Origin of the sequence: Vulcaniibacterium tengchongense (assembly GCF_003814555.1) — a bacterium.
Taxonomy (GTDB): Bacteria; Pseudomonadota; Gammaproteobacteria; order Xanthomonadales; family Xanthomonadaceae; genus Vulcaniibacterium; species Vulcaniibacterium tengchongense.
In genome coordinates, this window is record NZ_RKQN01000004.1 from 1 (window position 1) to 21191 (window position 21191).

The window sequence follows — 21191 nt, forward strand, 5'->3', positions numbered from 1 at the left end:
ACACGCCCCGCCAAACCGCTCCACCGCAGCCAGCGGGGCGCGCATTGTGCACATGCACAAACCCTTTGGGAAGAGGGGACTGCGATGGCGGCGCGTCGGGAACGTCGAGATTCGAGGGCGCGCGCTGCCGCGCACTCCGCCGCATGTCGCGGCCGCGCGGCGAACGCTCCGGCAAGGCGTGGAGCGGGTAGCCGGCACGCTTGACGTGACCGGCAGGCTGGCCGATGTTTCGGCGCTGCACGCCACCGCGAGGACGTCCATGAACCCCCTTTTCCGCCTGCTGACCGCCTGCGCCGGTTTGGCGCTCTCCGGCTGCGCTTCGGGCAGCGACGCATGGGTCGAGTTGGCCGGGCAGCGCTACCAAGTGGAGGTCGCGGACGACGACCAGGAACGCGCGCGCGGGCTGATGTTCCGCGAGGAGCTCGCGGCCGACCGCGGCATGCTGTTCATCCACGAACGCGAGGAGCCGCAGGCGTACTGGATGAAGAACACCAAGATCCCGCTCGACATCCTGTACTTCGACGACGCGCGCCGGCTGGTGTCGCAGCAGCGCGACGTGCCGCCGTGTTCGCTCGGCGATCGCTGCCCGCCCTATCCGAGCGGCGCGCCGGCGCGCTACGTGCTGGAGCTGAACGCAGGCCAGGCCGCCAGGCTCGGCCTGCAGGACGGGGCGGAGCTGGTGTTCGGGCCGGGCATAGCGCCGAAGTGAAGCGCCAGGCCGCGCCGCAGCCCAACACCCAAACCGGAGCCGAAAGACGCGCGGATCGCCGCTCTCCCGCAGGAGCGGTCAGACCGGCACCATCTCGAAGTCGTCTTTGGTGACGCCGCAGTCCGGGCAGGTCCAGGTGTCCGGCACGTCCTCCCAGCGGGTACCCGGCGCGATGCCCTCTTCGGGCAGGCCCTTGGCTTCGTCGTAGATGAAGCCGCAGACGACGCACATCCAGGTGCGGTAGGCGGTGGTCGCGGCGGCTTCGGACATGAGCGGATAATGCTTCGGAATCGCGGCCTTCCATTGTCCCACTGCGGCCGCGCCCACGGAAGCTTCGACATGAATCCGCGCTGGCCGCGCCGCGGCCTCTACGCCATCACCCCCGACGAGCCCGACACCGCGCGCCTGCTGGCGCGCGTGGAGCCGGTATTGGCCGCAGGCGCGGCCTGGCTGCAGTACCGCAACAAGCGCGCGGACGCGATCTTGCGCCGAGCGCAGGCGCAAGCGCTGCGGCCGCTGTGCGCGCGCCACCGCGTGCCGCTGATCGTCAACGACGACTGGCATCTCGCCGCGCAGGTCGGCGCCGACGGCGCGCACCTGGGCGAGGACGACGGCGAACTCGCCGCGGCGCGCCGGGCGCTCGGCCCGCAGGCGCTGCTCGGCGCGTCCTGCTACGACCGCCTCGACCTGGCCGAAGCGGCGGTGGCCGCCGGCGCGGACTACGTCGCCTTCGGCGCGTTCTTCCCGTCGTCGACGAAGCCGCAGCAGACCCGCCGCGCGACCACCCGGCTGCTGGCGGAAGCGGCCGCGCTGGGCGTGCCGCGGGTGGCGATCGGCGGCATCACGCCGGACAACGCGCGGCCCTTGGTCGCGGCCGGCGCCGACTTGATCGCGGCGATCGGCGGCGTGTTCGACGCGCGCGACCCGGCGGCGGCGGCGCGGGCGTATCGCGCGTGCTTTGCGGACGACGGGGCCTCGCCCGCGGCCTAGCCCTGCCGCTCGAGCGCAGAGGGATAATGTGCGACGCCTATCGTGCCGCGCCCGCCGTGGACACCTGCTTCGCCGCGGCGACCGGCGCGCGGCGGCCAAGGCCCTGCCGCCCGCCGCACGCCCCTCGTCCACTTCCCACGCCGACCTTCGAGAGAACCCCCATGGACCATTCGCACTCGCACGCCCTGTTCGCCCGCGCTCAGGCGCTCATTCCCGGCGGCGTCAACTCGCCGGTGCGCGCGTTCAAGTCGGTCGGCGGCGAACCGTTCTTCGCCGCGCGTGCGCAAGGCGCGTACCTGTACGACGTCGACGGCAACCGCTACGTCGACTATGTCGGCTCTTGGGGGCCGATGATCGCCGGCCACGCGCATCCGCAGGTGCTGGCCGCGGTCGAGAAGACGATGCACGACGGCCTCAGCTTCGGCGTGCCGAACGCGCTCGAGGTGACGATGGCCGAGACCATCACCCGTCTGGTGCCCAGCTGCGAGATGGTGCGGATGGTCAATTCCGGCACCGAGGCGACGCTGTCGGCGATCCGCGTCGCGCGCGGCGCCACCGGCCGCAGCCGCATCGTCAAGTTCGAGGGCTGCTACCACGGCCACGGCGACAGCTTCCTGGTCAAGGCCGGCAGCGGGGTGATGACGCTGGGCCTGCCGAATTCGCCGGGCGTGCCGTCGGCCCTGGCCGACCTGACCCTGACCCTGCCGTACAACGATTTCGACGCGGCGACCCGGCTGTTCGACGAGGTCGGCGGCGAGATCGCCGGCGTGATCGTCGAGCCGATCGTCGGCAACGCCAACTGCATCCTGCCGCGCGCGGGCTATCTGCAGCATCTGCGCGAGCTGTGCACCCAGCACCGCGCGCTGCTGATCTTCGACGAGGTGATGACCGGCTTCCGCGTCGCCCCCGGCGGCGCGCAGCAGTTGTACGGGGTGACGCCGGACCTGTCGACGTTCGGCAAGATCATCGGCGGCGGCATGCCGGTCGGCGCCTACGGCGGCCGCCGCGACCTGATGGCGCAGGTGGCCCCGAGCGGGCCGATCTACCAGGCCGGCACGCTCAGCGGCAACCCGGTGGCGATGGCCGCCGGCCTGGCGACCCTGGAGCTGATCCAGGCGCCGGGCTTCCACGCCGACCTGGAGCGCCGCACGCATGCGCTGTGCGACGGCCTGGAAGCGGCCGCGCGCGAGGCCGGCATCGCGTTCACCACCACGCGCGCGCCGGGGATGTTCGGGCTGTATTTCCGCGAAGCGCCGGTGGAGACGTTCGAGGACGCCAAGGCCTCGGACGCCGCGCGCTTCAACCGCTTCTTCCACGCGATGCTCGAACGCGGCGTGTACCTGGCGCCATCGGCGTTCGAGGCGGGGTTCGTGTCCAGCGCGCACGGCGAGGCGGAGATCGCCGCGACCCTGGCAGCGGCGCGGGAGGCATTCGCCGCGGTCCGCGCCTGAGCGGCGGCGCCAAGCGCCGGCCCTGCCGCACCCCGCCGACGGGCGGCTGCGAACCACTTCCGCGCGCAGGGGCGGTCCGTGGCTGTGCGGCGAAGCGCCGCGCAGGCGCGCACCATTACGACCGCGCCACCTGCCGCGCGCTCTCAGCCCTTGAACGCGGCCAGAGCCGCGCGCAGTCGCGCCAGGCCTTCGGCCACGTCCGCGTCGGCGATGTTCAGCGCGGGCACGAAGCGCAGCACGTCCGGGCCCGCCTGCAGCAGCAGCAGGCCGTGCTCGATGCAGCGGTCGAGGATCGCGCCGGCCTGGCCGGCGTACTCCGGCCGCAGCTGCGCGCCGAGCATCAGGCCGCGGCCGCGGATCTCGGCGAACAGGCCGAGCTCGGCGTCGATCGCCGCCAGGCCGTCGCGCAGCGCCTGCGCCTGGCGGCCGACGTTGGCCCGCAACGCCGGCGCGGACAGCTCGCGCAGCGCCGCGCGCGCGACCGCCGCGGCCAGCGGGTTCCCGCCGAAGGTGGTGCCGTGCGCGCCGAACTGCATGACTTCCGCGGCCTGCCCGCCGACCAGCATCGCGCCGATCGGGAAGCCGCTGCCGAGCGCCTTGGCCAAGGTCACCACATCGGGCGCCACCCCGTAGGCATGGCAGGCGAACAGCTCGCCGGTGCGGCCCATGCCGCACTGGATCTCGTCGAGCACCAGCAGCGCGCCGTGGCGGTCGCACAGCGCGCGCAGGCCGTGCAGGAACGCCTCCGTCGCCGGCGTGACGCCGCCCTCGCCCTGCACCGGCTCGACCAGCACCGCGCAGACGTCACCCTCGGCCATCGCCTGTTCGGCGGCGGCCAGGTCGTTGAAGTCGACGTAGCGGAAGCCCGGCGGCAGCGGCTCGAAGCCCTCGTGGTACTTCGGCTGCGCGGTCGCGGCCACCGCGGCCAGGGTACGGCCGTGGAAGCTGCCGCGGAAAGTGAGGATGGCGCGGCGCCCGGGCGGGCGGCCCTGCGCCGCCGCCCACTTGCGCGCGAGCTTGATCGCCGCCTCGTTGGCCTCGGCGCCGGAGTTGCAGAAGAACACCCGCCGGGCGAAGCCGGACGCGCCCACCAGTTCCTCGGCCAGGCGCAGCGGCGGCTCGCTGACGAACACGTTGCTGGTATGCCAGAGCTTGCCGGCCTGCTCGGTCAGCGCGGCGACCAGCGCCGGGTGCGCGTGGCCGAGCGCGTTGACGGCGATGCCGGCGCCGAAATCGACGTACTCGCGGCCGTCGCGGTCCCACACCCGTGCGCCCTGGCCGCGCTCGAGCACGATCCGGCGCGGCCGGTACACCGGCAGGTAGTAGCGTTCGGACAGCGAGAACAGTTCGTCGGTGGAGGCGGTCATGGCGGCAGGCGGGAGACTCGAACGCGCCATTGTCGCGCATCGCGCCGGCGCTGCGCCGCCCGGGAGCGCTCAGTCGAGGAACAGGTCCGGCAGCGGCGGCTGCGCGGGGTCGACCGCGTACGCGGCGAAGTCGCCCACGCCCGCCTCGGCCAGCACCTCCTCGTCGATCAGGAAGCGGCCGTGGAAGCCTTGCGCAGGCCGGGTCAGCACCGCATGCGCGGCATCGGCGACGATCTCCGGCCGGCGGCAGCGGGCCAGGTCCACGCCGGGGATCATGTTCAACGCATAGGTGGCGACGATGGTGCGCGGCCACAGTGCGTTGATCGCCACGCCCTGCGGGCCGAACTCGGCGGCCAGGCCGAGCGTGACCAAGCTCATGCCCATCTTGGCCAGGGTGTAGCCGGTGTGCGGCGCCCACCACTTCGGATCCAGGCTCGGCGGCGGCGCCAGGGTCAGGATGTGCGGATTCGGCGCCTCCAGCAGATGCGGCAGGCAGGCCTGCGCGCACAGGAACGCGCCGCGCGCGTTGACCTGCTGCATCAGGTCGAAGCGCTTCATCGGCGTGTCCAGCGCGCCGCGCAGCCAGATCGCGCTGGCGTTGTTGACCAGGATGTCGAGGCCGCCGAAGGCGTCGACCGTCGCCGCGACCGCGGCGCGCACCTGCTCCTCCTCGCGGATGTCGCACTTCAGCGCCAGGGCGCGGCCGCCGGCCGCCTCGACCTCGGCGGCGACGCTGTGGATGGTGCCGGGCAGCTTGGGGTTGGGCACCGCCGACTTGGCGGCGATGGCGACGTTGGCGCCGTCGCGCGCCGCGCGCAGGGCGATGGCGCGGCCGATGCCGCGCGAGGCGCCGGTGACGAACAGGGTCTTGCCGGACAGGCTGGACATGGGGGTTCGGGACTCCAGGTTCGGCAACAGCGTAACGCCTGCCGCTCCGCGCGCGGCGAAGGCCCGGCTTGCCGCAAGCGGCAGGGCGCAGCGGACCGCGCGGAGCGGCGCGCGGCAAAGACGTCCCTGGGCTCTTCGGCGCACCCATGCCGCCGTCACTCGCGCCGGAACACGCGCCGGCCGCCTGCGCGACGCGACGGCGGAGGGAAGCGCAGGCGAGAAGCGAGTCCCCGCCACCTCGGACGACGGCGGATGCGTTGCGATCGCGCCGGGCTCCGCTCCCCGATCCCGGGCTAAGGCTTCGGTCCCCGGCCTTCGTTGTCCTCCCAGCGCAGCAGGCGCCGGGTGACGAAGCGGTACACCGGCTTGCCGGTGACGAACCAGGCCTCGCGCAGCCAGGAACGGCGCGCCAGCAGGCGGCGCTCGACCGGGGTCAGGGCATGCGGGCAGTAGGTGCGCTTGTGCTTGAGCAGATGGCGCAGGTCCTCGCGTGCGAGCAGGCGCATCCAGCGCGCGCGCGGGTCGGCGCAGGCGGCGAGCTGGAAATCGACGATCGCCGGACGGCCGTCGGCCAGCACCAGCCAGTTCGCTTCCTTGGCCAGGTCGTTGTGGGCGAGGCCGCGCCGGTGCAACTGGATCAACAGGCGGCGCGCCTGGCGGAAATAGGCCACGTCGCCGCGCGGCGGGCGCTGGTACATCGCCATGCCGTCGAGATAGCTGCGGTCGAGCCGGCGCCCGTCCCAGGCCAGCAGTTGCGGCGTCGCCGCCATGCCCGCGACCCGGCGCAGCGCGCGCGCCTCGCGCCGCGCCAGCCACCAGGCCGGCAAGCGCAGCCACCACGGCACGAAGCCGAGATCGCGGCGCACGAACAGGCGGCCGCGGCCGTCGCGCATCAGCGCGATGCGGCCGAAGCTGTCGGCCTTCAGCGCCTGGATCTCGATGGCGTCGTGGTGCGTCATCGCGCGAGTGTAAAGAATCGGTTCGGGCGCGGCGGCGGGAAGGGACGGGGGCTCGCGCTTGCCCGGAGCCGCCGCGCCGCAGCGGGGCGGCGTTCGGGCGATGGCGCATGCGTCCGGTCGACCCGGTTTGCGGCAACGGCGTCGCGCGCGGCGCGTCTTCCGCCCGCAGCGGCCGGCGCGAGCGCCGTGGCGGCCTCGCGCCTTGGACGCGCAAGCCTCGGTTTCGGTCGGGGCGCCTATAATCGCCCGATGCAACCGGCCTGGATCGAAAGTGCGACCGCATGGATCGCCGCCCACCCCATCGCCGCCGGCGCCGCCATCTTCCTGATCGCGTTCTGCGATGCGCTGGTGATCCTCGGCATCGCGGTGCCGGCATTGCCGCTGCTGTTCGCGGTGGGCGCGCTGGTCGGGCTCGGCCACATCAGCGGTCCCTACGCGCTGCTGTGCGCGACCCTGGGCGCGTTCTGCGGCGACGCGCTCAGTTACTGGATCGGCTACCGCTGGGGCCCGCAACTGCGCAGCCGCTGGCCGTTCTCGCGCTATCCGCAATGGCTGGACCGCGGCGAGGCGCTGTTCCGCCGCCACGGCAGCAAGAGCATCTTCATCGCCCGCTTCGTCGGCGCGGTGCGCCCGTTCGTGCCGGCGATCGCCGGCATGCTGCACATGCCGCTGCGCCGCTATGCCGCGCCGAGCCTGGTCGCGTGCGTCGCCTGGGCCGCGCTGTTCCTGGCGCCGGGCTGGGTGCTGGGCGCGTCCTATGAGGCGGTCGCGGCGGTCGCCGACCGCCTGGCGCTGGTGCTCGGCGCGCTGGTGGCGGCGGTGGCCCTGGCCTGGGCCGGCGTGCTCTACACCTGGCGCTGGTTCGCCGCGCACGCGGACCACCTGCTCGCGCGTGCGCTGCGCTGGACCCGCGAGCACCCGCGCCTGGGCCGCTACGCCGCGGCGCTGATCGATCCGAACCGGCCGGAATCGCCCTCGCTGGTGATGCTGGCGGTGTGCCTGCTGGCGATCAGCTGGGCCTGGTTCACCCTGCTGGCCAGCCTGCTCGCCAGCGGCGGGCCGCTGGCGCTGGACCGCAGCCTCCACGAGCTGATGTGGAGCCTGCGCAACCCGCTCGCCGACCGGCTGATGGCGGCGCTGGCGTGCCTCGGCGACGCCGAGGTGCTGGGCCCCGCCGCCGGCGTGGCGCTGCTGTACCTGTTGTGGCGCCGGCGCTGGATGGCGGCGGCGCACTGGCTCGGCGCGATCGTGTTCGGCCTGGTGTTCACCGCGCTGCTGGAGGCGGCGATCGACATGCCGCGGCCGCCGACCGCGCCGGCCGGCTTCGGCTTCCCGTCGGTCGCGGTGACCATGTGCACCATCGTGCTCGGCTTCTTCGCGGTGCTGATCGCGCGCGAGCTGCCCGGGCGCCGGCGGGTGTGGCCGTACCTGCTCGCCGGCGTGGTCACCACGGTGGTCGGCTTCGCCCGGCTGTACCTGGGCGCGCACTGGCCCAGCGACCTGGTCGGCGGCACCCTGTTCGGCATCCTCTGGCTGCTCGCGCTCGGCATCGCCTACCGCCGGCACGTGGCGCGCTCGTTCTGGATGCGGCCGATCGCGATCCTGTTCTACCTGAGCTTCGCCGTGGCCGCGCTGTGGCACGCGCCGCGCGCGGCCGACAGGCTGCTGGACAAGTTCGCGCCGGCCGCGCCGACCCAAGTGCTCGGCCACGACGCCTGGTGGCAGCGCGACTGGGCGCTGCTGCCGGCACAGCGCAACGAGCGCGACCTGCGCCGGCGCTGGGCCCTGGACGTGCAGGTGGCCGGCCCGCTCGGCCCGCTGCGTGCCCGGCTGGAGGCGCGCGGCTGGCGCGTGCAGCCGCAGGCGGACTGGCTGGCCACGCTCGGCCTGCTCGACGACGACGTGCCGCCGTCGCAGCAGCCGGTGCTGCCGGCCACGCTCGACGCCCATGCCGAGGCGCTGTTGCTGGTGCGCGACCTGCCCGATGGCACGCGCTACGCGCTGCGGCTGTGGCCGGCGCCGGCGCTGCTCGACGACGGCACGCCGCTGTGGATCGGCACCACCCAGACCCTGCGCCTGGCCAAGCCGCTGGACGCCGCGGCGCTATGGCTGCCGCTCGCCGACGACGGCGGCCGCGCGCGCGCGCGGTTGCGCGCCGACCTCGCCGATTTCGCCCTGCGCGAAGCGACGCCGCCCGGCGGCACCGCGCCGGTGCTGCGCGTGCGCATCGACGCGGCCGAGTGACTTTCGCCGCGCCCACGCGGCAAAACCCGCATCAAGGCAGCAGCGCCAGCAAGCGGTCCAGGCGCTGGTGCGGGTCGTCCAATTGCAGCAGTTCCTGGCGCTGGGCCGGTTCCAGCGGCAGCAGTTCGGCCAGGCGCCAGCCGACCCAGGCGGCGTCGTCGAACAGCGCGTGCGGCGCCTGCGCGTGCTCGCTGCCGGTGTACTCGATGATCTGCTGCAGCAGGGTCGCGAGCAGCCCGTGCTCGGGGCGCAACGGCTCGCTCGGGTCCGGCGCACACCAGTGGATCTCGGCCATCTGCAGGCCGTTGTCGCGCACCCGCACCCGCTCGGTGCGGAAACGCCGCGCGCCGCGCACCTGCAGGGTCAGCGGGCCGTCCTCGCCGCGGCCGAAGTCCTCGATCCGCGCCTCGGTGCCGTACGCGGCGGCGCAGGCCGGCGCGCCGGCCTCCTCGCCCTCGAGGATCAGGCACACGCCGAAGCCGCGCCCCTGCCGGCTGCATTCGCGCACCAGGTCCAGGTAGCGCGGCTCGAACACGCGCAGGCCCAGCGCGGCGCCGGGCAGCAGCACCGCGTGCAAGGGGAACAGGCCCAGGCTTTCGTGCTGGGGCGACTCGTGCGGAACGGAACCGGCCGGCATCGGCGCAGTGTAGGCCGGGCGATGTGAGCGCGGAATCGCGGAGCGCGCCGTTACGCCGCGCCGGCCCCGCGCAGCGCGGCCAGGAAGCGCCGCGGCGCGCCGTCGAAGCCGCCGTTGGACATGAACACCACGTGGTCGCCGGCGCGCACCCGGGCGCGCAACGCCGCGATCAGCGCGTCGGCATCCGCCACCGCCACGCCTTCGCCGCGCAGCGCGGCGACCACCTTGCCGGCGTCCCAGGCCAGCTCCGGCCGGTGCAGGAACACCACCGCGTCGGCCAGCGCCAGCGACGGCGCCAGCGCCTCGGCGTGCGCGCCCAGGCGCATCGAATTGCTGCGCGGCTCCATCGCCACCACGATGCGGGCGTCGCCGACCTTCGCGCGCAGGCCCGCCAGGGTGGTCGCGATCGCGGTGGGGTGGTGGGCGAAGTCGTCGTACACGACCACGCCGCCGTGCTCGCCGATCACCTCCAGCCGGCGCTTGACGCTGCGGAAACGCGCCAGCGCCGGCAGCAGCGCGGCGACGTCGGCACCGACCGCGTGCGCCGCCGCGAGCGCGGCCAGCGCGTTCATCACGTTATGGCGGCCAAGCAGCGGCCAGTGCACTTCGCCGACCTCGGCGCCCGCGTGGATCACGACGAAGGCGCTGCCGTCCTCGGCGAGCAGGCGCGCGGTCCAGTCGAACGCCGTGCGCGCGGCGGCGCGCTCGTCGGCGCGGTCGCCATGCGCGCCTCGCGGCTGCGCCAGGCTGGGGTCGAGGCCGAAGGTGTCCACCGGCGTCCAGCACCCCATCGCCAGCACCTCGGCCAGGCGCGCGTCCTCGCCGTTGACGATCAGCCGGCCGCGCCGCGGCACGGTGCGCACCAGGTGGTGGAACTGGCGCTGGATCGCGGCCACGTCCGGGAAGATGTCGGCGTGGTCGTACTCGAGATTGTTGAGGATCGCCACCGCCGGCCGGTAGTGCACGAACTTGCTGCGCTTGTCGAAGAACGCGGTGTCGTATTCGTCGGCCTCGACCACGAACTCGCGCCCGCCGCCCACGCGCGCGGACACGCCGAAGTCCTCGGCCACGCCGCCGATCAGGAAGCCCGGCTCGCGCCCGGCCGCCTGCAGCAGCCAGGTCAGGATCGTGGTGGTGGTGGTCTTGCCGTGGGTGCCGGCCACGGCCAGCACTTCGCGTCCGGGCAGCACGTGCTCGCTCAGCCACTGCGCGCCGGAGGTGTAGCGGCGGCCGTCGTCCAGCACCCGCTCCACCGCCGCATTGCCGCGCGAGAGCGCGTTGCCGATCACCACCTCGTCGACGCCGGCGCCGATGTGCTCCGGCCGGTAGCCCTGGCGCAGGGCGATGCCGAGCCGCTCCAGCTGGGTCGACATCGGCGGATACACGGCCTGGTCGCTGCCCTCGACCTCGTGCCCGAGCTCGCGCGCGAGCGCGGCGACGCCGCCCATGAAGGTTCCGGCGATCCCCAAGATATGAATCTTCAAGCAACGATCCTCTGCGCGATCGCGGCGGCCGCTGCCGAAGCGGCCCCCGCGCGGCCCTCGCCCCCGCCCTCTCCCGCGCGCGGGAGCCCGCGGACACGCTCCGCCCCGCGGCGCCGGCCCCGGCGGCTCACCCCACTTCCTTGACCGGCGAGATCGCCGCGAGGATGCGGGCGAACACCTCGTCCATCGTGCCGACGCCGTCGACCACGGTGAGCTGGCCGTGCTGGCGGTAGAACCCGATCACCGGCGCGGTCTGGGTGTCGTAGACCTGCAGGCGGGTGCGCACCGATTCGGGCGTGTCGTCGGCGCGCCCTTCGGCCTTGGCGCGGCCGGCGATGCGCTCGACCAGCAGCTCGATCGGCACCTCCAGCTGCACCGCATAGTCCATCGGCTGGCCGATGCGCGCGAGCAGCTTGTCCAGCGCGTCGGCCTGCGCCAGGTTGCGCGGGTAGCCGTCGAGGATGAAGCCCTGGCGGGTGTCGGGGCGCGAGAAGCGGTCCTCGAGCATGCCGAGCAGGATCTCGTCGCTGACCAGATTGCCCGCGGCCATGATCTCCTTCGCCTCCAGGCCCAGCCTGGTGCCGGCGGCGACTTCGGCGCGCAGCAGGTCGCCGGTGGAGATGTGCGGCACCTGCAGGTGCTCCTTCAGCCGCGCCGCCTGCGTGCCCTTGCCGGAACCGGGCGCACCGAGCAATACCAATCGCATCAACATCACTCCTGGAAGGGGGAATCGCCATCCCGAACACACCGCGCGTGCGGCCGCGCTCGGGATGACGATCCCGCGCGGGAAGCGGCGCTACACTGCCGCCTTGTCCACCGGGACAAATCTTTCGGTCAGCTTACCGCATCCCGGCCCGCGCGCCGGCAGCCAGGAGCCGCCATGCCCACCGGAACCCTGCTCTACGCCCAGTCCGGCGGCGTCACCGCCGTCATCAACGCCACCGCCGCCGCGGTGATCCAGGCCGCCCGCGCCCGCAAGGTGCCGGTGCTGGCGGCGCGCAACGGCATCCTCGGCGCGCTGCGCGAGGAGCTGATCGACACCGCCGCGCTGCCGGCCTCGACCGTGCGCGCGCTCGGCCAGACGCCCGGCGGCGCGTTCGGCTCGTGCCGGGTCAAGCTGAAGTCGCTGGAGCAGGACCGGGCCAGGTACGAACGCCTGCTCGAGGTCCTGCGCGCCCACGACGTGCGCTGGTTCCTCTACAACGGCGGCAACGACTCGGCCGACACGGCGTTGAAGGTCTCGCAGCTGGCCGCCGAGTTCGGCTATCCGCTGACCTGCGTCGGCGTGCCGAAGACGGTCGACAACGACCTAGCGGTGACCGACTGCTGCCCCGGATTCGGCTCGGCCGCGAAGTACACCGCGGTCTCCGTGCGCGAGGCGGCGCTGGACGTGGCGGCGATGGCCGAGACCTCGACCAAGGTGTTCGTGTACGAGGCGATGGGCCGCCATGCCGGCTGGCTCGCCGCCGCCGCCGGGCTCGCCGGCAACGGCCCGGACGAGGCCCCGCACCTGATCCTGTTCCCGGAGCGGCCGTTCGACGAGGCCGACTTCTTCGCCCGGGTGAAGGCCGTGGTGGAACGCGTCGGCTACTGCGTGGTCGTCGCCAGCGAAGGCATCCGCACCCCGGACGGCCGCTTCGTCGCCGACGCCGGCGGCGGCCAGGACGCGTTCGGGCACACCCAGCTCGGCGGCGTCGCCTCGCACCTGGCCGGGCGGGTCAAGGACGCGCTCGGCTACAAGGTGCATTGGACCCTGCCCGACTACCTGCAACGTTCCGCCCGGCACCTGGCCTCGCGCACGGACCTGGAGCAGGCGCAAGCGGTGGGGCGCAAGGCGGTCGAGTACGCGCTGAAGGGCATGAACGCGGTGATGCCGGTGATCGTGCGCACCTCGGACTCGCCGTATCGCTGGAAGGTCGAGCCGGCGCCGCTGCAGGCGATCGCCAACCACGAGAAGACGATGCCGGCCGAGTTCATCCGCGAGGACGGCTACGGCATCACCGACGCCGCGCGCCGCTACCTGCAGCCGCTGATCCGCGGCGAGGCGCCGCCGTTGTACGGGCGCGACGGCCTGCCGCGCTACGCGCGCGCCGACCAGGCGCCGCTGCCGCGCAAGCTGCCGGAGTGGGCTGGCTGAGCACGGCGCGCGCATGAGTGCGCGCCAGGCGCCCGGGCGCGCCCGGCGAAGCGCGCTACGGGCAGCCCTCGCCTTCCAGCTGCAGCTGCGCCGCGAACTGCGGCAGCGAAGCCAGTTGCCCGGCCGCGGCCGCCTGGCGCTGTTGCTCCAGGTACAGCCGGGTCTGCCCCTGGCCGTCGCGCGTGGGCGCGGCGGCGCCGGGCTTGCGCCACACCCGCACCACCGCCTGCTGCGAGGGGCACGCCGCGTTCGGCACGCGGATCAGATCGTTGAGGACCCAGCCGCGGGCCGCGCTGGGCTGCGCCTGCGCGGCGTCGACGAAGCGCGCGCGCGGCCGGCAGGCCGGATCGATGCGCACCGCCTCGAAGCGGTACGGCGCAGCGGCCTGTCCGGTGAACATGCCCTGCAGGCGCGCGCAGGCTTCGGGAATCTGGCGCACGGTGTGCACCGCGCCGACCGGCTGCGGCTGGGCCGGCCCGCGCGCGATCTCGGGCCTGGGTTCGGCCGCCGCCGCGGAGAACGCGGCCAGCGACGCCAGCACGCACGACCAGCCGGTCGCTCGGGAAATCGCCATGGCACGGGCCTCGCGTCGTGGATCGCCGCGCAGCCTGGCACGGCGCGCCTGAACCCCGCTTTCACGATGCGCTGCAACAATCCGCGTGCGCTCGCGCACGCCCTCGCGGCGCCGGTTCCGCCCGGCTCGCGGGCTGTGCCATATTCGCCGCAGCCGCCGTCGCATGCGGCTCACAACTCGAAAGGTTCTATCCGTTGTCCCGATGTCCACTTCTCATGGGGAGGGGTTCATGCTGGAGCAGTACGGTCTGACCTTGGCGCTGGCCTGCGCCGTCATCGCGATCCTCTACGGGATCATCTCGGCGCGCTGGATCGGCGCCCAACCCGCCGGCAACGAACGCATGCAGCAGATCGCCGGCGCGATCCAGGAAGGCGCGCGCGCCTACCTCAACCGCCAGTACACGACGATCGCGGTCGCCGGCGTGGCGCTGTTCCTCGCGATCGGCTTCTCGCTCGGCTGGGCCACCGCGATCGGCTTCCTGATCGGCGCGGTGCTGTCCGGCGCGGCCGGCTACATCGGCATGAACGTGTCGGTGCGCGCCAACGTGCGCACCGCCGAGGCCGCGCGCCACGGCATGCGCCCGGCGATGGACGTGGCGTTCCGCGGCGGCGCGATCACCGGCATGCTGGTCGTCGGCCTCGGCCTGCTCGGCGTGGCCGGTTACTGGTGGGCGTTGCAGGCGACCGGCCACAGCGGCGAAGCCGCCCTGCACGCGCTGGTCGGCCTCGCGTTCGGCTCCTCGCTGATCTCGATCTTCGCCCGCCTCGGCGGCGGCATCTTCACCAAGGGCGCGGACGTCGGCGCCGACCTAGTCGGCAAGGTCGAAGCCGGCATCCCCGAGGACGATCCGCGCAACCCCGCGGTGATCGCCGACAACGTCGGCGACAACGTCGGCGACTGCGCCGGCATGGCCGCCGACCTGTTCGAGACCTACGCGGTCACGGTGATCGCGACCATGCTGCTGGGCGGGCTGATGGCGCAGCAGGCCGGCGCCAACGCCGCGCTGTATCCGCTGGTGCTCGGCGGCGCCTCGATCATCGCCTCGATCGTCGGCGCGTTCTTCGTCCGCGTGAAGGAGGGCGGCTCGATCATGGGCGCGCTGTACCGAGGCGTCATCGTATCGGCGGTGCTGGCGGCGATCGCGTTCTATCCCATCACGCTCGCGCTGATGCGCGACAGCGCCTACGGCGCGATCAGCCTGTACGGGTGTGCCCTGATCGGCCTGGCCCTGACCGGCGCGATCGTCTGGATCACCGAGTACTACACCGGCACCCAGTTCAAGCCGGTGCGGCACATCGCCGCCGCCTCCACCACCGGCCACGGCACCAACATTATCGCGGGCCTGGGCGTGTCGATGAAGTCGACCGCGCTGCCGGTGATCGCGGTGTGCCTGGCGATCTGGGCGGCGTACGCGCTGGGCGGGCTGTACGGCATCGCCGTCGCCGCCACCGCGATGCTGTCGATGGCGGGGATGATCGTCGCGCTCGACGCCTACGGCCCGATCACCGACAACGCCGGCGGCATCGCCGAGATGGCGGAACTGCCGCCGGAGGTACGCGCCGTCACCGACCCGCTCGATGCGGTCGGCAACACCACCAAGGCGGTGACCAAGGGCTACGCGATCGGCTCGGCGGCGTTGGCCTCGCTGGTGCTGTTCGCGGACTACACGCACAACCTCGAGTCCGTGGCCCTGGCCAAGGCCGCGGCCACCGGCGGCGTGGCGGAGGCGCTGCGCTTCGACCTGTCCGACCACGAGGTCATCATCGGCCTGCTGATCGGCGGCCTGATCCCGTACCTGTTCGGCGCGATGGCGATGGAAGCGGTGGGCCGCGCCGCCGGCGCGGTGGTCGAGGAGGTGCGCCGCCAGTTCCGCCAGATCGCCGGGCTGATGGAGGGCCGCGCCCGGCCCGAGTACGACAAGGCGGTCGACATGCTGACCAAGGCGGCGATCAAGGAGATGATCCTGCCGTCGCTGCTGCCGGTGGCGGTGCCGATCGTGGTCGGCCTGCTGCTCGGGCCGAAGGCGCTGGGCGGGTTGCTGATCGGCACCATCGTCACCGGCCTGTTCGTCGCGATCTCGATGACCACCGGCGGCGGCGCCTGGGACAACGCCAAGAAGTACATCGAGGACGGCAACTTCGGCGGCAAGGGCTCGGATGCGCACAAGGCCGCGGTCACCGGCGACACCGTGGGCGATCCCTACAAGGACACCGCGGGGCCGGCGATCAACCCGCTGATCAAGATCATCAATATCGTCGCCCTGCTGCTGGTGCCGCTGCTCTAGCGCAGCGCGCCGGCACCCGCGATCCGAGCGCGCGGCCCCCGCGGGCGCCCACTCGCCCCTCCCGCCTGCGGAAGGGGCGAGTGACGGAGCGGCAACACACCGGGGCGGCCCTCGGGGCCGCCTTTTTCGCGCCCGAGGCGTCCGCTGCTGCGCCGCAACAGCCGGCCACGTAAAATGGCCGCCCTTCCCCCGCCCTGCCCGCACGGGGCGGGGCCCTACACAAGCTGGAGCACGCATGGGCCTGGACCTCGTCACCACCGGCAAGAACCCGCCGGATGAGATCAACGTCATCATCGAAATCCCCAAGGATGCCGAGCCGGTCAAGTACGAGGTCGACAAGGCCTCGGGCGCGATCTTCGTCGACCGCATCCTGTCCACGCCGATGCGCTATCCCTGCAATTACGGCTACGTTCCGCGCACCCTGTGCGGCGACGGCGACCCGGCCGACGTGCTGGTGATCCTGCCGCTGCCGCTGGTGCCCGGTTCGGTGATCCGCTGCAAGCCGGTGGGCGTGCTGAAGATGAGCGACGAGGCCGGCAGCGACGAGAAGCTGGTCGCGGTGCCGACGCCGAAGATCTTCGGCGGCTACGCGCATATCGAGGACATCGGGCAGGTCTCCAAGCACTGGCTCGAGCGCATCGGCCACTTCTTCGAGCACTACAAGGACCTGGAGAAGGGCAAGTGGGTCAAGATCGAAGGCTGGGGCGGCGCCGCCGAGGCCAAGGCCATCCTCAAGGACGCGATCGCCCGCCACGAGGCCACGGCCGAGGCGGACAAGCCGAAGTTCTGACCGCACGCATCATCCCGAGTCCGCAAAGGCCACCGTTAGGCGGCCTTCTTTTATGGCGCCGGAATGTCGCCGAAAGGCCAGTACCCGGGTCCCGAATCTCGCCGCTTCGCGAGCACACAGCAGCGATGGCTCCACTCGGGAGCCATCGCCTCGACGCAAACCCGAACAGCCAGGATCAGAGCGGTTCCGCAGTACACAGCGCCTGCGACGTGGCGGACGCCACGACTTGCTGGTTTAGGGACGCGTACACCGTGGCCGTGATCAGGCCGGCGCGCCTCGGGCAATAGAAGCTGCACGTCAAGCGATTGGTGCAGTTGCGCGGGAACAACGCGTCGGTGCTCCGTTTATCGAACGACCACGACAACGTGTCGTAGGTGATCCCGGATACGTCGGCGACGCACAGGTTGCTGCCCGAGCAATCCAGCGCGATGGATTGCGCGCGCGCCGGGGCAAGCGCTGCCGCTCCGGCCATGGCCGTAGCCAATATCGCGAACGCCAATTTGTTCATGGACCTGTCCTTAGGTATGCGGCGGATCGCCGCTCCTAAACGCTAACCTACCCGTCTCCTCTCCATGGGCAGGCCCCCTTTGCCGGATTTGGCTTGAGGACCAACGGTCATCCCGTGAAAAAACTACGGCCCCTTGCGGGGCCGTAGTCGTGTCGCATGGAGCAGTGCAACCTATCAGAAGCGCTGCTGGTAACGCAGGTAGTAGAAGCGGCCGATGTCGAAACCACCGTACATGCCGAAGTCGGAGTTCGGGCTGGTGTACAGATAGGTACCCTGATGGTCGAACACGTTGTTGGCGCCGACCGCGACGGTCGCATTCCACGGCGTGTTGTAGCGGAACTGCACGTCGTGGAACGTGTTGGCACCCGTCTCGTTGGTCGGCTGCTGCAGTGTGTACGGGGACGAGAAATCGGGATCGCTGCACTCGTTCTCGTACGCGCACGCTTCCTTCAGGCCGGAGTAGTAACGGACGCTCCAAGTGGCGCCGAAGTCCTCATAACCCCAATCCACGCTCAGGTTCGAACGCGTGCGGAAGAAGGCGCTACCGTCGACGCTCCAACCGTTCTTCTGCTCGACCGGAGTAACCGCTTCGTTGTCGCGCTTGTACTCCCAGTAATCGACGTACGAGGTCTTCCAATCGATGGTGAAGGTGCCGATCGAGGTCTCAGGCAGGCGATAACGGACGTTGAAGTCGTAACCTGCGGTTTCCTGATAGCCGCCGTTCACCAGGGTCACGGTCGCGTCGTAGATTTCGCCCGGAGCAGTACCGATGTTGCCGACGAGGTCGCGCGTGAAGCCAGAGCACGAGGACGCGATCCCAAGCACGTAGCAGCGATTGAGGATCGCGGTCATCGTCTCAGCGGCGATCACGTCTTCGATCTTGATCTTCCACCAATCGAGGCTGACGTCTAGACCTTCCACGAAGCTCGGGCTGTACACGAAGCCGAAGGTGGTCGACTTTGAGGTTTCCGGCTTCAGGTTCGGGTTCGAGGTGACCAGGAACGGCCAGTCGGCTTGTTGGTTCGGACCGGCGGCCACAGTGCCGCCCGAGGCGATCTGGCGGAAGTCCGCCGGGACACCGGCCGCTTGGCAGCGCGCAGCGACTTCGGGGTTGCCGGCAGCGGCGCCGAAGCTGGTGTCGCACGGATCGGTGTAGAACGCGAAGGTCTGCGAGCTACCGCCGTACAGGTCGCCCAGAGTCGGAGCGCGGAAGCCTGTTGCATAGGTACCGCGGACCAGCAGGTCTTCAATCGGACGCCACTTCAGGCCGAACTTTCCGTTGGTGGTATCACCGAAGGTGTCGTAGTCCGAGTAGCGGCCCGCCACGTCGATCGACAGCTCCTTGGCGAACGCCACGTCGGCGAGAATGGGAACGTTGAACTCGACATAGAACTCGTCGAGCGAATAACCACCCGCCGTCACGCCGCCCGCGAGGTCGGTGCTAAGACCCGACTGCTTGAGCGCATCGGGCTCGAAGCGCGCGTCTTCCTTGCGGTGCTCGTAGCCGACCGCCATGTTCAAGTCGCCAGCCGGCAGCGTCGCCAGCGTGCCGCTCAGGTTGAGGCTGTAGATGTGGGTGGTTGTCTCGGACGTGTCATGCGTCGGCAGGAACAGGTAATCCTGCAGCGCCTGATTGCCGGTCAAACCGCCCGGGCCGACCTGGCCATAGGGCAGAGCCGGGTTCCAAGGCACGCAGCCGTCGATGACCGCGCCCGGGGCACCGCAGCGGGCCACACCATCGGCGTCGATGAAGCTCGGCCCCAGCGCGTTCCGCGCATTCGGGATGAACAGGTTACCGGTCCCGGTCTGTACACCCTTGTTCTGGTTGTAGACGTAGCCGGCGTCCCAAACCCACGGCTTGTCGCCGATATCGAACGCGCCTTCCAGGCCCGCGCTGAAGCGGTAAGTAGTCAGCTCGTTGTTGGTCTGACGCGGCACTTCGGAGGTGCGGCGGATGAACTGCGCATCCTCGCCGAATGGGTTATACACATTGTCAGCCGACCAAATGTTCCGAACTCCATCGTTGCTGCTGGTGGAGCCGAAGGGATAGCCGGCAATCTGCTGCAGCGTCTCGCGATGAGTGTACAGCGCGTCGGCGCTCAGGCGCAGGTTGTCGGTGAAGTCGAAGCTACCGGAGGCGAACACCGAACGGCGTTCGATACCGGTACGCAGGAACATCTGCTCATTCGGATTGACGAGATCAAAGTTCTCGCCTTCGCCATACGGGTGATAGTTGGCCGGGTTGCTGGGATCCGCACCCGGGTTGAGCACCCACTGGCCCGTCGAGGTAATGATTCTGCCCTTATCGGTATTGCCACTCCAACCGTTCGGGCCTTCCTCTTCCGTGGGCAGGGGGTGCCATGGGCCACCCGAATACCTAGAGAACTCACGGTTGCGAGCATAGACCGGCTCTTCCTTGGTGTACTCGGCACCCAGCGTGATCGAGCTGCGCTCGCCGGTGCTGCCCAGCAAGAAGTTGTAGGTCTGCACCTCGCCGTCGCCTTCGCTGTACTGGCCAACGTAACCGCTGGCCTCGAGGCCGTCGAAGTTCTTGCGGGTGATGATGTTGATCACGCCGGCGATCGCGTCGGAACCGTAGATCGCCGAGGCGCCGTCGGTGAGCACCTCGATACGCTCGACCGCCGCGGTCGGAATCGAAGCGAGGTCGGAGTAACCGTTCGAGCTGATGCCCAGACGCTTGCCGTCGAGCAGGACCAGCGTACGCTGCGGACCCAGGTTGCGCAGGTCGACGTACTGACCGCCGACCTCTTCACCGGAGGACAGCGCGTTGGCGCGGCTGATAGCCGGCGAGCCGGTGGTGGTGATGTTCTGCAGGATGTCGCCGACGCTGGTGAAGCCCTGCTTCTGGATCTGCTCGCGCGTCATCATGATGACCGGGTTAGCGGTCTCGATGCTGGCCTGACGAATGCGCGAACCCGTGACCTCGATGCGGTCAAGAGTAGTGGCGTCCCGCTCCCCACCCTCCTGAGCGCTGGCGAACGCCGGCGCCAATGCGATCGCGATGCCCGCCGGCAGCATGCCGACGCGCAGCGCGGTGCGCAGATTGCGATGGTTCATTTATCTCTCTCCAGATAACTGTTATGGGCGTGTTAAAACGCCCACTCAAGTTACGTCCGCCTTCACGCCGTCGCTTTGCGGCTGGCCGCGGGAGACTTTGCCGATCCTGTCCGGGAGGCCTGGGCGGCCGCGGCGCGGTAGCGCGTGGCGGACACGCCGTAGCGGGCGCGGAAGGCGCGGGCGAAGCTGCAGCAGTTGTCGAACCCGCTGGCCGCGGCGATCTCCCCGATCATCATCGAGGTGGTGCGCAGCAGCTCGGCGGCGCGCTCCAGGCGCATCCGCGCGGAAGCCGCCTGCGGGCTCTCCTCGTACAGGCTGTGGAAGGTCTTGGAGAAGTACCAGCTGGAGAAGCTGGTCAGTTCGGCCAGTTCGCTGATCCGCACCACCCGGTCGCAGTTGCCTTCCAGGTACAGGCGGGCGCGCTGCAGGCGACCGAACACCTGGCGCTTGCGGCTGCGCGAGCGCCCGGGGCAACGCGGGATCCGCGCGGCGATGTCGCGCTGCATCGCCACCAGATGCAGCAGGATCGGGCGCAGCGCGGCGGCCTCACCGCCCGCATCGCCGACCCGCGCCGCGGCCTCGCGCCACAGGCGCAGGGCGATACGGGCGTCATGGGCCGACATCCGGCCGCGCCCGGCGTAGAGCCCCCGGTCCGCGTAGCGGGTCATTTCCCGCAGGGCGTCGGCGCTGAGCGCCAGGCCCAGGCACAGCCCGTAGCGATCGCTCTGCACGGTGGGCTTGGAGTCCTTCTCGAAGGCAATCCAGTCGCCGCGCCGCAGCCGGAACTTGCCCTCCTTCGCCTCCACCCAGCTGCTGCCGCGCAGCTGCACCCAGATCGAGAACCCGCTGTTCAGCTGGGCGCTGCCCAGCCGCGAGACCCCCATGCAAACCCCTTGGACCGCGCCCTCCGGCAACTCGAGCTGCGCCAGCTGGCCCCGGTCCGCCCATTGCACTTGCTCCACTGGTCCACCTCATGTGCTGAGACTGGCCAATGGATGTGCCCGACATCGGTTACGCCGTCAGGAAAAAAGCCGGAGACTTTGCCGAATTCGTCACGAAACTGAACACGAAAGACTTACGAAAGAACTTTT

Annotated in this window: 18 protein-coding genes; 7 read left to right on the top strand and 11 right to left on the bottom strand. The window is 71.1% G+C overall.

Annotated elements, in window-relative coordinates:
* The first annotated feature begins 259 nt into the window (after nt 1–259).
* The gene (locus tag EDC50_RS13150; RefSeq protein WP_123770951.1) at nt 260–709 is read left to right on the top strand and encodes a DUF192 domain-containing protein; all 450 of its coding nucleotides are present in this window, start codon (nt 260–262) and stop codon (nt 707–709) included.
* A 78-nt stretch (nt 710–787) separates the two neighbouring features.
* On the opposite strand, the gene EDC50_RS13155 is transcribed toward EDC50_RS13150, so the two are convergent.
* Complete coding sequence (locus EDC50_RS13155) at nt 788–979, bottom strand: rubredoxin (RefSeq protein ID WP_123770952.1); 192 nt, start codon at nt 977–979, stop codon at nt 788–790.
* 69 nt (nt 980–1048) lie between these two features.
* Between EDC50_RS13155 and thiE the strand changes: the two genes are divergently transcribed.
* Both thiE and hemL read left to right on the top strand, forming a co-directional pair.
* Nucleotides 1049–1699 (top strand): thiamine phosphate synthase, encoded by a 651-nt coding sequence (gene thiE, locus EDC50_RS13160; protein ID WP_123770953.1) that lies wholly within the window; start codon nt 1049–1051, stop codon nt 1697–1699.
* Nucleotides 1700–1860: 161 nt separating this feature from the next.
* Complete coding sequence (gene hemL / locus EDC50_RS13165; RefSeq protein WP_123770954.1) at nt 1861–3150, top strand: glutamate-1-semialdehyde 2,1-aminomutase; 1290 nt, start codon at nt 1861–1863, stop codon at nt 3148–3150.
* Between the two features lie 143 nt (nt 3151–3293).
* Here hemL and EDC50_RS13170 read toward each other — a convergent pair whose 3' ends face one another.
* From EDC50_RS13170 to EDC50_RS13180, 3 genes are all read right to left on the bottom strand, one after another.
* Nucleotides 3294–4517, bottom strand: coding sequence for an acetylornithine/succinyldiaminopimelate transaminase (locus EDC50_RS13170; RefSeq protein WP_123770955.1), 1224 nt, complete (start codon nt 4515–4517; stop codon nt 3294–3296).
* Between the two features lie 69 nt (nt 4518–4586).
* Nucleotides 4587–5405: an SDR family oxidoreductase gene (locus EDC50_RS13175; protein WP_123770956.1), complete on the bottom strand. Its 819-nt coding sequence runs from the start codon at nt 5403–5405 to the stop codon at nt 4587–4589.
* Nucleotides 5406–5698: 293 nt separating this feature from the next.
* Nucleotides 5699–6364 (bottom strand): protein kinase family protein, encoded by a 666-nt coding sequence (locus EDC50_RS13180; protein ID WP_123770957.1) that lies wholly within the window; start codon nt 6362–6364, stop codon nt 5699–5701.
* Nucleotides 6365–6613: 249 nt separating this feature from the next.
* On the opposite strand from EDC50_RS13180, the gene EDC50_RS13185 reads away from it, so the two are divergent.
* A complete protein-coding gene (locus tag EDC50_RS13185) occupies nt 6614–8608 on the top strand; it encodes a bifunctional DedA family/phosphatase PAP2 family protein (RefSeq protein WP_123770958.1) in 1995 nt (664 codons plus the stop codon).
* 31 nt (nt 8609–8639) lie between these two features.
* On the opposite strand, the gene EDC50_RS13190 is transcribed toward EDC50_RS13185, so the two are convergent.
* From EDC50_RS13190 to EDC50_RS13200, 3 genes are all read right to left on the bottom strand, one after another.
* Nucleotides 8640–9245: an LON peptidase substrate-binding domain-containing protein gene (locus EDC50_RS13190; RefSeq protein WP_123770959.1), complete on the bottom strand. Its 606-nt coding sequence runs from the start codon at nt 9243–9245 to the stop codon at nt 8640–8642.
* Nucleotides 9246–9295: 50 nt separating this feature from the next.
* Nucleotides 9296–10729, bottom strand: coding sequence for a Mur ligase family protein (locus EDC50_RS13195; protein WP_277872351.1), 1434 nt, complete (start codon nt 10727–10729; stop codon nt 9296–9298).
* A 127-nt stretch (nt 10730–10856) separates the two neighbouring features.
* A complete protein-coding gene (locus tag EDC50_RS13200; RefSeq protein ID WP_123770960.1) occupies nt 10857–11435 on the bottom strand; it encodes an adenylate kinase in 579 nt (192 codons plus the stop codon).
* Nucleotides 11436–11609: 174 nt separating this feature from the next.
* On the opposite strand from EDC50_RS13200, the gene EDC50_RS13205 reads away from it, so the two are divergent.
* Nucleotides 11610–12866, top strand: a complete 1257-nt coding sequence (locus tag EDC50_RS13205) for a 6-phosphofructokinase (protein ID WP_123770961.1) — start codon at nt 11610–11612, stop codon at nt 12864–12866.
* 55 nt (nt 12867–12921) lie between these two features.
* On the opposite strand, the gene EDC50_RS13210 is transcribed toward EDC50_RS13205, so the two are convergent.
* Nucleotides 12922–13440, bottom strand: a complete 519-nt coding sequence (locus tag EDC50_RS13210; RefSeq protein WP_123770962.1) for a hypothetical protein — start codon at nt 13438–13440, stop codon at nt 12922–12924.
* Between the two features lie 229 nt (nt 13441–13669).
* On the opposite strand from EDC50_RS13210, the gene EDC50_RS13215 reads away from it, so the two are divergent.
* Nucleotides 13670–15724 carry a sodium-translocating pyrophosphatase gene (locus tag EDC50_RS13215; protein WP_123771176.1) on the top strand — a complete coding sequence of 685 codons (2055 nt, stop codon included), beginning with the start codon at nt 13670–13672 and terminating at the stop codon, nt 15722–15724.
* Between the two features lie 235 nt (nt 15725–15959).
* Nucleotides 15960–16514 carry an inorganic diphosphatase gene (ppa, locus tag EDC50_RS13220; RefSeq protein WP_123770963.1) on the top strand — a complete coding sequence of 185 codons (555 nt, stop codon included), beginning with the start codon at nt 15960–15962 and terminating at the stop codon, nt 16512–16514.
* Nucleotides 16515–16689: 175 nt separating this feature from the next.
* On the opposite strand, the gene EDC50_RS13225 is transcribed toward ppa, so the two are convergent.
* The 3 genes from EDC50_RS13225 to EDC50_RS13235 all read right to left on the bottom strand — a co-directional run bounded on the left by EDC50_RS13225 (nt 16690) and on the right by EDC50_RS13235 (nt 21062).
* Nucleotides 16690–17022, bottom strand: coding sequence for a hypothetical protein (locus EDC50_RS13225; protein ID WP_123770964.1), 333 nt, complete (start codon nt 17020–17022; stop codon nt 16690–16692).
* A 174-nt stretch (nt 17023–17196) separates the two neighbouring features.
* Entirely contained in the window at nt 17197–20100 is a 2904-nt protein-coding gene (locus EDC50_RS13230) for a TonB-dependent receptor (RefSeq protein WP_199742096.1), read from the bottom strand.
* A gap of 62 nt (nt 20101–20162) precedes the next feature.
* On the bottom strand, nt 20163–21062 hold the full coding sequence (locus EDC50_RS13235; protein WP_425477932.1) for a helix-turn-helix domain-containing protein: 900 nt from the start codon (nt 21060–21062) through the stop codon (nt 20163–20165).
* Nucleotides 21063–21191: the final 129 nt, after the last annotated feature.